Origin of the sequence: Aliiruegeria lutimaris (genome assembly GCF_900099935.1) — a bacterium.
In the GTDB taxonomy this organism is placed as follows: Bacteria; Pseudomonadota; Alphaproteobacteria; order Rhodobacterales; family Rhodobacteraceae; genus Tropicimonas; species Tropicimonas lutimaris.
On record NZ_FNEK01000105.1, the window covers coordinates 1 to 12,498 of the forward strand.

11 protein-coding genes and 1 pseudogene are annotated in these 12,498 nt (G+C 63.9%); 8 read left to right on the forward strand and 4 right to left on the reverse strand.

Annotated features, from left to right (window positions below; all coding sequences use genetic code 11):
* Positions 1–337, forward strand: a 337-nt coding sequence (locus BLR85_RS25875) for a transposase (protein WP_093164268.1), incomplete at its 5' end; no start/stop codon positions are given.
* 12 nt (positions 338–349) lie between these two features.
* On the opposite strand, the gene BLR85_RS25880 is transcribed toward BLR85_RS25875, so the two are convergent.
* Positions 350–1,099 (reverse strand): DsbA family protein, encoded by a 750-nt coding sequence (locus BLR85_RS25880; protein WP_093164286.1) that lies wholly within the window; start codon positions 1,097–1,099, stop codon positions 350–352.
* A gap of 261 nt (positions 1,100–1,360) precedes the next feature.
* Here BLR85_RS25880 and BLR85_RS25885 point away from each other — a divergent pair, with 261 nt between their 5' ends.
* Both BLR85_RS25885 and BLR85_RS25890 read left to right on the forward strand, forming a co-directional pair.
* Complete coding sequence (locus BLR85_RS25885; protein ID WP_093164270.1) at positions 1,361–2,500, forward strand: pyridoxal phosphate-dependent aminotransferase; 1,140 nt, start codon at positions 1,361–1,363, stop codon at positions 2,498–2,500.
* 103 nt (positions 2,501–2,603) lie between these two features.
* Positions 2,604–3,809, forward strand: coding sequence for an N-acetylmuramoyl-L-alanine amidase (locus BLR85_RS25890; protein ID WP_093164272.1), 1,206 nt, complete (start codon positions 2,604–2,606; stop codon positions 3,807–3,809).
* On the opposite strand, the gene BLR85_RS25895 is transcribed toward BLR85_RS25890, so the two are convergent.
* Positions 3,796–4,422 carry an SAM-dependent methyltransferase gene (locus BLR85_RS25895; protein WP_093164274.1) on the reverse strand — a complete coding sequence of 209 codons (627 nt, stop codon included), beginning with the start codon at positions 4,420–4,422 and terminating at the stop codon, positions 3,796–3,798. The genes BLR85_RS25890 and BLR85_RS25895 overlap by 14 nt on opposite strands.
* 225 nt (positions 4,423–4,647) lie before the next feature.
* Between BLR85_RS25895 and BLR85_RS25900 the strand changes: the two genes are divergently transcribed.
* From BLR85_RS25900 to BLR85_RS25910, 3 genes are all read left to right on the forward strand, one after another.
* Positions 4,648–7,164 (forward strand): penicillin-binding protein 1A, encoded by a 2,517-nt coding sequence (locus tag BLR85_RS25900; protein WP_093164276.1) that lies wholly within the window; start codon positions 4,648–4,650, stop codon positions 7,162–7,164.
* Between the two features lie 156 nt (positions 7,165–7,320).
* Positions 7,321–8,448 (forward strand): peptide chain release factor 2, encoded by a 1,128-nt coding sequence (prfB, locus tag BLR85_RS25905; protein WP_093164278.1) that lies wholly within the window; start codon positions 7,321–7,323, stop codon positions 8,446–8,448.
* 103 nt (positions 8,449–8,551) lie between these two features.
* Positions 8,552–9,412 (forward strand): DMT family transporter, encoded by an 861-nt coding sequence (locus BLR85_RS25910; protein ID WP_093164280.1) that lies wholly within the window; start codon positions 8,552–8,554, stop codon positions 9,410–9,412.
* A gap of 53 nt (positions 9,413–9,465) precedes the next feature.
* Here BLR85_RS25910 and cysK read toward each other — a convergent pair.
* A pseudogene (gene cysK, locus BLR85_RS25915) lies at positions 9,466–10,519 on the reverse strand (cysteine synthase A).
* 264 nt (positions 10,520–10,783) lie between these two features.
* Here cysK and BLR85_RS25920 point away from each other — a divergent pair.
* The gene (locus BLR85_RS25920) at positions 10,784–11,575 is read left to right on the forward strand and encodes a DUF2189 domain-containing protein (protein ID WP_093164282.1); all 792 of its coding nucleotides are present in this window, start codon (positions 10,784–10,786) and stop codon (positions 11,573–11,575) included.
* Here BLR85_RS25920 and BLR85_RS25925 read toward each other — a convergent pair.
* Positions 11,572–11,970 carry a hypothetical protein gene (locus BLR85_RS25925; protein ID WP_093164284.1) on the reverse strand — a complete coding sequence of 133 codons (399 nt, stop codon included), beginning with the start codon at positions 11,968–11,970 and terminating at the stop codon, positions 11,572–11,574. The two genes, BLR85_RS25920 and BLR85_RS25925, sit on opposite strands and share 4 nt — an antisense overlap.
* A 248-nt stretch (positions 11,971–12,218) precedes the next feature.
* On the opposite strand from BLR85_RS25925, the gene BLR85_RS25930 reads away from it, so the two are divergent.
* Positions 12,219–12,498 (forward strand): helix-turn-helix domain-containing protein (locus tag BLR85_RS25930; RefSeq protein ID WP_139188557.1); only part of this gene is annotated, 280 nt, incomplete at its 3' end.

Consider the following 12,498-nt stretch of genomic DNA (forward strand, 5'->3'; position numbering starts at 1 on the left):
GATGAATGCCGAAATGTTCGCCCTCTACATCGAAACCCAACTGGGGCCGACGCTGCGCGAAGGCGACGTTGTCATACTCGACAACCTGTCGAGCCACAAAGCCCCGGCCGCAGCGGCGTCCCTACGCGCGATTGGTGCATGGTTCCTGTTCCTGCCACCCTACAGCCCAGATCTGAATCCCATCGAGATGGCCTTCTCGAAACTCAAGACACTGATCAGGAAGGCCGCCGCGCGAACCTATGACCAACTCTGGGCCGCCGTCGGACAGGTCTGCAACCTCTTCTCGGACGAAGAATGCTACAACTACTTCAAAGCCGCAGGCTATGAGGCCGATTAAACGCGACACGCTCTAGCCGCCGTCTCGCTGCTCTTCCACGACGTTCTGCATGCCCGCATAGGGCACGTAGCCGCGCAGCAGCTGATCGCCCACGACAAAGGTGGGGGTTCCCGAGATCTGCAAACGCTGCGCCAAGGCGTGGTTCTCGGCGATGATCGCGTCCACCTCGGGGCTGTCCATTTTTTGAAGGATCACGTCGCCATCAAGGCCGAGATCAGAGGCCAGCGCCTTGACCGAGACCGGGTTCACCTCGCCGCGGAAGTTGATGAGGACATCGTGCGCCGCCTTGTAAGCCTCGTCTCCGAAGGCCATTCGCGTCGCCAGCGCCATGCGGGAGGAGGCGACCGACTGCTCGCCAAGGATCGGGAATTCCTTCAGGATCAGGCGAATGTTACCGTCATCGGCCACCAGTTGATTCACCTCGGGATAGGCCTTTCGGCAATAGGAGCAGCGATAGTCGACGAACTCGACGATTGTGATATCGCCCTCCGGATTGCCACCGACCCAGCTCGTTTCGCTGTCGAAGATATCGGCCGCGTTCGCCCTGACCAGTTCCACGTCACCCGCCGCCTGGGCCGCTTCCTGGCGGTCTTCCAGAACCGCAACGGCCTCCATGATCACTTCCGGGTTGTCCAGCAGGTAGGCCCGTACCTCGGCACGGAATGCCTCGCGTTCAGCGTCGCTCATGGAGCCCAGGTCGAGCGCCGAGGCTGGCAAGGCAAGGCCCGCGGCCATCACCGCGGCAGGGAGAAGAGCTTTCATTTGCGGGTCTTCCTTTTTCTTGCGGCGCGGCGGAATGCCTGCCGGTGAAGCCATGGGGCAGCATCCCCATGCGCGTTTCGCATGATTGGTCATATCCCGCAACCGGTCGTACATTGCCTGTGGGCTGAATTGGCGACAACGAATAGTGTCGAAGTTGCCACCGCGATGGCGGCGAAGCCCGAAAAAGCCCTGTGTGCTGCCATTGACTGCCCCCGCACCGGTTGAGATATGCGCATCTGACGCCAGAGTAAGGAGAAAGCGATGCGTGCTTCAAGGCGCAGCGAGGTCGATCCCTTCATCGTGATGGACGTGATGGAGGCGGCGCGGCAGGCAGAGGCCTCCGGACGGAGCATCATTCACATGGAAGTTGGCCAGCCCGGCACCCCGGCGCCGGCCGGGGCGCGCGCGGCGGTGGTAGGGGCGCTGGAAAGCGATCCGCTGGGCTATACCGTGGCGCTCGGCCTTCCGGCGCTGCGACAGCGCATCGCGACACTCTACAAGGACTGGTACGGGCTGGACCTGAACCCGGACCGTGTCATCGTCACGCCGGGTTCCTCGGGGGCTTTCCTGTTGGCCTTCACCGCGCTCTTCGAGGCCGGGGACCGCGTCGGGCTGGGAGAGCCGGGCTATCCGTCTTATCGGCAGATTCTCAAGGCGCTGAGTCTGCAACCGGTCGGCCTGCCCACCTCGCTGGAAAACCGTCTGCAACCGGTGCCGGAAGACGTGCCTGCCGATCTAGCCGGGTTGATCGTCGCCTCTCCGGCCAACCCGTCGGGCACAATGCTGTCCACAGTGGCGCTCTCCGGGCTGATCGGGCGTGCGGCCGAGATCGGCGCCGCTTTTGTTTCCGACGAGATCTATCACGGCATTCAATACGAGGGGCGGGCCGTTTCAGCGCTGGAAATCAGCGACGACGTCTGTGTCATCAACTCCTTTTCCAAGTATTTCTCCATGACCGGCTGGCGTGTCGGCTGGATGGTGGTGCCGGAAGCCGAAATTCGCCGTTACGAGCGGCTGGCGCAGAACATGTTCATCTGCCCGCCCCATGTCAGCCAGGTCGCGGCGCTGGCCGCGATGGATTGCGATGTGGAACTTCAGGCCAACCTGGACGTCTATACAGAGAACCGCCGCCTGATGCTCGACGGCCTGCCGCGCGCCGGTTTCGACCGCATCGCGCCGCCCGATGGCGCTTTCTACGTCTATGCCGACGTGTCTGATCTGACCCGGGACAGCCTTGCCTTCAGCCGCGAGATCCTGGCCGAGGCGGGTGTTGCCGTGACTCCGGGGCTCGATTTCGACCCAAAGCGGGGGAAGGGCACACTGCGTTTTTCCTATGCGCGTGCCACAGCCGATATCGCCGAGGGGTTGGAGCGGCTGCGGGTATTCATGAATCGCCGCTGACTGGCCGCCACGCTGTGGCGCCACCGCCGCCGAACCGGCGGTTTGCCTTCATGCGCCGCTGCGCCTATGGTCTCGGCAAACAGGGGCAATCCCGAGCAGTATCATGAAACGCCTCCTCGCAGTTCTTGCCGTGGTGATGATGTGTTTTCCCCTCGCCTCCAATGCGCAGGGGCTTTTCGCGGTTGCGCGGCTCGATGCGGAGCGTTCGGAGATCGTGAATCACCCGGATGGCTTCGATCTCGTGCTCACATTGAGCCAGCCGATTCCCTACAAGGTGACGACCCTGGCCGATCCGCCGCGCCTCGTCGTCGATTTCCGCGAAGCCGATTTCGGCACACTGCGCGATGGAGAACTCGGGGTCAGCCAGGCGGTCACGGCGGTGCGGCATGGCCTGATACAGGCCGGCTGGTCCCGCATGGTGGTCGATCTCGATGGGCCCTATGCCGTCCAGTCGGCCGGGATGGAGACGGAGCGCTCGGATGGCTCCGCACGGATCGAGATCGTCTTGCGCGAAACCGACCCGACGAGCTTCGCTGCGCGCGCCGGCCCCTCGGTAGAGGCCGCGCCGCCGGCGATCGAGCCCGCCAAACGCGGGGTCGATGACGGCGTGTTGACGGTGGTGATCGATCCTGGCCATGGCGGCATAGATCCCGGCGCAGTGCGGGGGGACGTGCACGAGGCCGATCTCGTGCTGACATTCGCGCTCGAATTGCGTGATGCGCTCTTGCGCGCCGAGGGTTTCGACGCCGTTCTGACCCGCACCAAGGACGAGTTCGTTTCGCTCGAGGCGCGAATCGACGTGGCCCGGCGCGCCAACGGCGAAGTGCTGCTTTCGCTGCATGCGGACGCAGTGAGCGAGGGAATCGCCCGCGGTGCCCAGATATACACCCTCTCCGACGAGGCCTCCTCCGCGGCCTCGGCCAAACTGGCCGAACGCCACGATCGGGCCGATCTGCTCGCCGGCGTTGATCTCTCGGGGCAGGATGACGAGGTTGCACGGGTGCTGATGTCCATCGCCCGGACCGAAACGACGCCGCGGACCGAAGCGTTGGCCGAGGCGCTGCTGGAAGGGTTTCGGAAGGCGGATGTCCGGCTGCACAAGCGGCCACGCGAACAGGCGGCCTTCTCGGTGCTGAAGGCGCCGGATATCCCCTCCGTCCTGGTCGAGATCGGTTTCATGTCGAGCCCGAAAGAGCTGGAAAAGCTGCAGGATCCGGAATGGCGTGCCGCGGCACAGGGGGCCATCGTGGACGCGCTCCAGGCGTGGGATGTGCAGGATCGCGCCCGCGCCGCCGTCAAACGCCAGTAGCCTCGCCGGCAAAGCGTGCAAGCCAGACCGTATGCTTGTCGCAATCGGGATCCTCGGGCACGAAGTCCAGCACCGCGAAGCCCGCTGCGTTCAGCAATGCGCGGTATTCCTCCGGGGCGAGGCTCGCGTGATAGACAGGCTCTCCCGCAACCGAACCATAGGCGATGCTGGCCGAGGGGCCGGAGGTGAACAGGAGCGCCGCACCGGGCCGGGCATGATTGGCAAAGACCGGGAACATGCCGCGCTGTGCGTCGGGCGTCAGGTGAAAGAAGCTGTCCCACGCGATCAGGCCGTCGAACCTGTGCCCAAGCGCCATGGCGCGCATGTCGCAGTGATGCACCGGGCGCGCTGGCAGGTTGCGGGCAAAGAGGGCGCATTGCGCGGCGGCCCCGTCCACGCCCGTGACGCGCATCCCGGCGCCCTCGAGCCATGTCGCGATCGGCTGTCCCGCCCCGCAGCCGATATCGAGAACCTCCCGTCCCGGCGCGACCTCCACGAAACGTTGCAACCAGCCCCGCTCGAACAGGGCCTGCGAGCGTTCGGCGGCCCATTGCGGGCCGACGGCCGCGTAGGTCGCAAGGATTTCTTCGGCAGAGGGGCGATTCCGACGCATGGTGGGATCGAGCCGTCGCAGACGGCAAATTGCAAGTTTTTTGCGGAAACGACCAAGGATTGCCCCTCGGCGAACGTCTGACAGGACAACGCGGGGGAAAACCCGACGAGAATACGCAATTGTGATCACCCCCGCAGGCGGCAGGTCGCGCATTCTCGTGACGGTTGGTTTTGACCGCCCCGCATGCCTTGCGTATAACCGCGCCAGCCAAAGACAGGACATTGCATGCTCCGTGCCATCCTTCGCTTCTTCGGAGGCATCTTCACATTAATCGTTACCGGCATGCTTTTCGTGGCATTGATCGCCGGTGGCGTGATCTGGATGTACAGCCGGGATCTGCCCGATCACGAGGATCTTGCGCGCTATACGCCCAAGACGATCAGCCGGGTTTACAATGTCGAAGGCAGCATCATCGACGAATTCGCGCTGGAGCGGCGTCTCTTCGTGCCAGCGGAGGATATTCCGGACCTCGTGAAACAGGCCTTCATCTCGGCCGAGGACAAGAATTTCTACGAGCACAAGGGCTATGACCTGATGGGCATCGCCTCGGCCGTGGTCGATGCCGCGCAGGGCGGGCGCCTGCGGGGCGCCTCGACCATCACCCAGCAGGTGATGAAGAACTTCCTGCTGTCTTCCGACCGTTCCATTGAGCGGAAGATGAAGGAGATCATCCTTGCCGCGCGGGTCGAGCAGGCGCTGGACAAGGAAAGGATCCTCGAGCTTTACCTCAACGAGATCTTTCTCGGCCAGAACTCCTATGGCGTGGCCGCTGCCGCGCAGACCTATTTCAACAAGAACCTGACTGATCTGGAGCCGCATGAGGCCGCCTATCTGGCAGCCCTGCCCAAGGCGCCGTCGAACTACCACCCGGTGCGCGAGATGCAGGAGGCCACCAACCGTCGAAACTACGTGCTCCGCGAGATGTACCAGAACAGCTATCTCGACCGGGAGACCTACGAGGCCGAACGCGAGATGCCGCTGCGGTCGGTGCAGAATGGCGATTTCGACTCCTTCCGTAACGCTCTGCCGCCGCGCGATTACTTCACCGACGAGATCCGCCGGCAGCTTTCCGGCGATTTCGGCACGGACGAATTCCTGGGCGGCGGTCTGGCGATCCGGGCGACCGTGGATCCGGAATTGCAGATCGAGGCGACCGCGTCTCTGCGCAAGGCGTTGGAGGACTACGATCGCAGCCGTGGCCGTTGGCGGGGAAGTGGCAAGACGGTTCCGACCGAAACCCTAGGTGATGAGACCCTCTGGCGCGCCGCGCTGGCGGAAGTGAATATCGCCCGAGATATCGAGCTGGAGGGCCAGTGGTACCCTGCCGTCGTTCTCAAGGTGGCCGAACAGTCGCTGACACTTGGTGCCGAGACCGTGGAAGGCACGATCAGCGTTCCGCGCGACGATATCAAATGGATCCAGGGCAATTTCTTCGACAATTTCGAGCCCGGAGACGTTGTCCATGTCCGCCAGATGACCAAGGACGGCGAATTCCTGCGGTGGACGCTTCGTCAGGAACCGGAAGTGCAGGGCGCCTTCGTGGCGATGGATGTCCATACGGGGCGCGTTCTGGCCATGCAGGGCGGCTTCTCCTACCAGACATCGGAGCTGAACCGCGCCACGCAGGCTACGCGCCAGCCGGGTTCCTCCTTCAAGCCCTTCGTCTATGCCGCGGCCCTCGATTCCGGCTACACCCCGGCAACGATCGTCGTTGACGCGCCGATCGAGATCAACACACCGCAGGGCGTCTGGCGGCCCAAGAACGCCTCGAACAAGTTCTACGGGCCCACGCCGCTGCGGACCGGTATCGAACGCTCGCGGAACCTGATGACGATCCGCCTCGCGCAGGAGATCGGGATGGACACCGTTGCTCGCTACGCGGAGGATTTCGGCGTCTACGACCATCTGGGCCGCTACCTGGCAAACGCGCTCGGAAGCCAGGAAACGACGCTCTACAAGATGGTCTCGGCCTATTCGATGTTCGCCAATGGCGGCGAACGGTTGGAGCCGACGCTGGTTGACCGGGTTCAGGACCGCTGGGGCGCGACCGTGTACCGGCAGGACCGGCGCATCTGTCCCGATTGCGATTTTGTGGAGCTCCAGCCGGGCATGTCGCCCCGCATTATCTCGCAGCGAAAACAGGCCATCGACGCGGTCACCGCCTACCAGCTCACCTCGATGATGCGCGGCGTGGTCGAGCGGGGTACCGCGGCGAGCACGGTCGGCGCGGCGGGACTCGGCGTGCCCGTGGCCGGCAAGACCGGCACCACCAACGACGCCAAGGATGTCTGGTTCATCGGCTTCACCTCCAATATCGCGGCTGGCTGCTATATCGGCTACGACCAGCCGCGTTCGCTCGGCCGTGGCGCGTCGGGCGGCGGTATGTGCGGCCCGGTCTTCTCGCGCTTCATGAAGGAGGCGATCGCCAAATATGGCGGCGGCCCGTTCGAAGTTCCGCCGGGCGGCTTCTTTGTGAAGATCGACCGCTTTTCCGGTGCTCGTCTGCCCGACAACGCCGAAGGCGATTACGTGGTCGCGGAGTATTTCCGCGAGGGCGAGGATCCGATCTTCGGCTTGGCCGGCGCCATCGACGGTGGCTTCGTCATGGGTTCCAACGTGCCGATGTTCGCCCGCGGTGAAGGCGACGATGAGGCCAGGACCGTCACCACCTCGACCGGCAAGAAGGTGCAGATCGCGCCAAAGGCGAGCTTCGGCTCGCTCAGTTCGGGCGGTCTCTACTGATCCTGCGCCGCGCAGCGGCGCCACCGCCGTTCGAGCTCTGCTCGACGGCAATCCCCCCGAACGATTCCGGGGAGAATTGTCATGCGAAACCGGGGCGCTTGCTTGCCCCGGATGCGGCGCCACGCTAAGACGCAGGTCTCATTCAGGAGAACGACAATGCGTGCCGAGACCCAGAATACCGTTGAAGCGATCCGCAAGTCCCTTGCGCTGCTGGGGCAGCGCTTGGGATTGGAGACCGCCGATTACCGGCTGGAGGAATTCAATGCGCGCGTCGAGGATCCGACGCTCTGGGATAACCCCGAGGCCGCACAGAAACTGATGCGGGAGCGGCAGCTGCTCGTCGACTCGATTGCCACATACAAAGGCATCGCGCAGGAGCTCGAAGACAATATCGAGCTGATCGAACTGGGCGAGATGGAAGACGATGCCGAGGTCGTGTCCGAGGCCGAGCAAGCGCTCAAGACGCTGGCCGGGAAAGCCGCCGAGAAGGAGATCGAGGCACTTCTGGACGGCGAGGCCGATGGCAACGACACTTTCCTCGAGATCAACTCCGGGGCCGGGGGCACGGAGAGCTGTGACTGGGCCGCCATGCTGGCGCGGATGTATGTCCGCTGGGCGGAGAAGAAGGGCTACAAGGTCGAACTGCAATCCGAGAGTGCCGGCGAAGAGGCCGGTATCAAATCCGCGGCCTACAAGATCTCCGGACCCAACGCCTATGGCTGGCTGAAATCGGAGAGCGGCGTGCACCGGCTGGTGCGGATCTCGCCCTATGACAGCTCTGCGCGGCGGCACACCTCCTTCAGCTCGGTCTGGGTCTACCCGGTGGTCGATGACAATATCGAGATCGAGGTGAATCCCGCCGATATCCGGCTCGACACCTACCGCTCCTCGGGCGCCGGCGGTCAGCACGTCAACACCACGGACTCGGCAGTGCGGATCACCCACTTGCCGACCGGGATCGTCGTGACCTCCTCGGAGAAATCCCAGCACCAGAACCGCGACATCGCCATGAAGGCGCTGAAATCGCGCCTCTACCAGATGGAGCTGGACAAGCGGAACGCGGCCATCAACGAGGCCCATGCCGCCAAGGGCGAAGCCGGCTGGGGCAACCAGATCCGCTCCTACGTGCTGCAGCCCTACCAGATGGTGAAGGACCTTCGGACCAATTACGAGACCTCTGACACCGCCGGCGTTCTCGACGGCGATCTCGACGGGTTCATGGCCGCGACGCTCGCCATGGACGTGGCCGGCAAGAGTCGCTCCGAGGCCCGGGCCGAGGACTGACCCCGCGCGCCTGATGCGGAGGTGATGCCCGGGGCCATGGCTTCGTACCGGGCCCTGCAGTAGCATCTGAGCCTGTTGGACCGGTTTCCGAGGGCGCGCGCGGATGAGGCTGATTGTTCTTACGACTTTGACGATGGTGGCCTTCGCCGCCAACTCGGTGCTGAACCGTCTCGCGCTGGCCGATGGCGCCATCGGACCGGCCGGTTTTGCCGCGATCCGCGTCGGAGCGGGGGCTGCGGTCCTGCTGGTGCTGCTGGCATTTCGGGACCGGGGAGCGCCAGGGTTGCCGCGCCCCACTGTTCCCGCCGTGGTCGGGCTCGCGGCCTATATGCTCGGCTTTTCCTTCGCCTATGTCTCCATGGATGCCGGTCTCGGGGCGCTGATCCTGTTCGGAGGCGTGCAGGTGACGATGTTTTTCGGAGCACTGCGCGAGGGCGAACGTCCGCCCGCGGCGCGTTGGGCTGGCACGGCCATGGCGCTTGCAGGGATCGGTGTGTTGAACTGGCCTGCCGGGAGTGCCGCACCGCCGTTGCAGGCGGCGCTGCTCATGGTCGCCGCGGCGGTTGGGTGGGGATGCTATTCGCTGCTTGGCCGCGCGGTGCGGGACCCGCTGCGCGAAACCACCTGGAACTTCGTCTATTGCCTGCCCATCGTCCTGCTGGTGCTGGCGCTCTTTCCGGGAAACATGCCCCGCGCCGAGGGCGTCCTTCTTGCCGTGCTCTCCGGCGGTGTTACCTCGGCCCTGGGCTACGCGCTTTGGTACATGCTTCTGCCGCAACTCGGCGCGACGCGAGGCGCGCTCGCGCAGCTTTCGGCGCCGGTTCTGGCGCTGGCAATGGGGGCGGGTCTTCTCGGTGAAACGGTCACCGCCACGGCCTTGCTGGCTGCGGCGCTGATCCTCGGCGGTGTTGCGGTGGGGCTGATGCCGAGGGCGTGGGCAAGGCAAAAAGAGCCACGCGGCTAGGACATTCCGGGCCAGTCGGCCCGGACGCAGTTCGTGTCGCTTCGCCTGTCAGCCTAGACGGAGACGGCGAGTTCCATTTCCTCCTCGGTCATCTCCTCCGCGATCCCCTCGAAGAGCGGCGTCGACAGGTAGCGTTCGCCGGTATCGGGCAGCATGCACAGGATGACCGAGCCGGGTTCGGCCGTCTCTGCGGTCTTGATCGCGGCAGCGAATGTCGCGCCCGCCGAGATCCCGCAGAAAATGCCTTCCTGCGCCGCCAGCTTGCGCGCCCACGCGATGCCATCGGGCCCCGACACCGGGAGCAACGCGTCATAAAAGGCGGAATCAATGGATTCCTGCAGAACCAGCGGGATGAAGTCTGGCGTCCAGCCCTGGATCGGATGCGCTTCGAAGGCGGGGTGCCGGTGCGCCGTCTTCCTTGCGTCCCTGCGCGTCGCCCGAGCCAAGGAGTTGCGCATTGGCCGGTTCGGACAGCACGATCTTCGTGTCCGGGCGCTCCTTGCGCAGCACACGCCCGACGCCAGTGAGCGTTCCGCCCGTGCCATATCCGGTCACCAGGTAGTCCAGCCGCTCGCCATCGAAATCGGCCAGGATCTCGCGCGCGGTGGTTTCCTCGTGGATGTCGGCATTCGCCGCGGTCTCGAACTGATGCGCGAGGAACCAGCCATTCTTTTCGGCCAGTGCTTCGGCCTTGCGGACCATGCCCAGGCCGCCTTCGGCCTTGGGCGTCAGCACAACCTTGGCCCCGAACATCCGCATCAGGCGGCGGCGCTCGACCGAGAAACCGTCATGCATGGTGATGACCAGCGGATAGCCCTTCTGGGCACAGACCATGGCCAGCCCGATTCCGGTATTGCCGCTGGTGGCCTCGACCACGGTTTGCCCCGGCTTGAGCGTGCCGGCGCGCTCCGCGGCCTCGATGATGTTCACGGCCAGCCTGTCCTTGACCGAGCCGCCCGGGTTGAAGGCCTCGGCCTTCACATAGAGCGTGACATGCTCTGGCGCGAGGCGGTTGATGCGGATCGTCGGCGTATCGCCGATCGTGTCCAGTACATTGTCGTAGCGCTGGCCGCGACCTTGGGTCTGGCGGGTGCCTTGTTCAGCCATCTGAGACTCCTGTTCACTTGTCTGGCGCGTGTCTAGCATGTCGTTTCCGAGCCGGCGAGTGCGGCCGGCGGGCGGAATATTCGCCCCTGCGCTGTGTTGGAGAACCTGCATCCGCCGCCGCGGCATGGGTGCGGTCGATTTTTGCGCAAACCGCAGCGGTGGTAGGAAATCTGCCCTAAGGGCAAAAAAAAGCGTGCATCTGTCGAGAACTGCGGCATTCTGGCCGTCATTGTTTGCCAGAAGCCGGGAGGGGAGGCCCGACACATGACAGACACGACCGAGATCCAGGCGTCACCGCGCCCGGATATCGCGGAACTGGACCGTTCCGATATTCTCTACGCCCTGGATATGGGATGGAAGGATTTCCGCAAGGCGCCGATGTTCGGCATCGTCTTCAGCGGCGTCTACGTACTTGGCGGCCTGGTCTTGTTCTTCGTATCCGGCGGTTTCGTCACGCAGACGATGATCCTGGCGCTCGGCTTTCCGCTGCTGGCGCCATTTGCCGCCGTGGGTCTCTACGAGACGAGCCGGCGGATCGAGTTGGGCAAACCGCTCGATCTCTACCAGATCTTCGGCGTGATCTGGAAAGAAAAGGATCGGCAAATCCCCTGGGTGGGCGCGATCATCGTCTTGTATTTCCTGTTTTATTCCTTCCTCGCCCACATGATCTTTGCGCTCTTCATGGGGCTGAGCGTGATGACCAACGTCACCTCCTCGCTCGACGTATTCCTGACCTCGAACGGGCTCACGATGATCACGGTCGAATTGCTCGTAGGCGGTGTGCTGGCCTTCATCCTGTTCGGGCTCACGGCGTTCTCGCTGCCGCTCCTGGTCGACAAGGAGATCGACTTCATGACCGCGATGCTGCTCAGCTTCGAAGCCGTGCGGGAGAATATCGGCGTGATGCTCCTCTGGGCGATCATCATCGCGGTCTACGTGCTGGCAGCGATGGTCCCGGTTTTCCTGGGGTTGTTCATCGCGCTGCCGGTGCTGGGCCACGCGACCTGGCATCTTTACCGGCGAGCGCTCATTCACCCGGGTGACGGGACCAGCTAGAGCGGAAGATCCGCCACCCCGAGACTGCCCTTGGCTTCCTCTATCTCGGTGACGACATGCACCTTGAGCGGGCTGGCATCGTCATCGGCGATATTCTGGAACATGCGGGCCATCCCGAAGGCCAGTTCGTTGCCCGCGACGAGGATGAGCGTCTTTTTCACGCCGGAATCTTCCTGAAGGGTCTGGAGTTGCCGTGTGTGACCGAGCAATCGCGGGAAGTCGATTTCCGTTTCCGTGGCATCGCGAAGGTCCACGATCTCGTTCATGCCGGCATGGTATTCGGGGTTGCCGAGCGTGCGCTTCATCTCCGTCTGGATGTCCGAAATTCGAACGATCCCGGAAAATCTGTGAAACACGAGGCCGTGTTCGCAATAGATCCTTGTTTCGACTGGCATGGCACATCTCCCGGCTTCCGGATAATCTGCGCAACTCCCTCGGGAGTTCAATTGCTCATGTTTGTTCCGTTGCGGCGGTGTCGCGCAATCGCGGCGGCATGGGACTCCGGTCGGAGAACCTACCAGTGTTCCGAGCGCCATGTGCCGGGCGAAGGGGGCTACGCCCCCCCGCGCTCTAGCGAGCGCTCCCCCTAGTCACCTGGAACTGTAGTTCGTATCATTGATCCGAGTGATTTCGGGGGGATGATATGGTTGGCCGGGTTGCAGACGAGGTGATTCTGAGTGCCGATGAGCGCAGCTTTCTCGAGGCTCAGATCCGACGGCACAAGGCTCCGCGCTCGCTGTCGGACCGGTGTCGGATGATCCTGCTCTGTGCGGAGGGGCTTCAAAGCAAGGAGGTCGGTGCGCGACTTGGGGTGCATGAGCACACGGTGGGCAAGTGGCGCAGGCGGTTCGTGAAGGACCGGATCGAGGGTCTGACCGACGAATATCGCCCTGGAAGGCCCCGCACGGTATCGGACGCTCAGG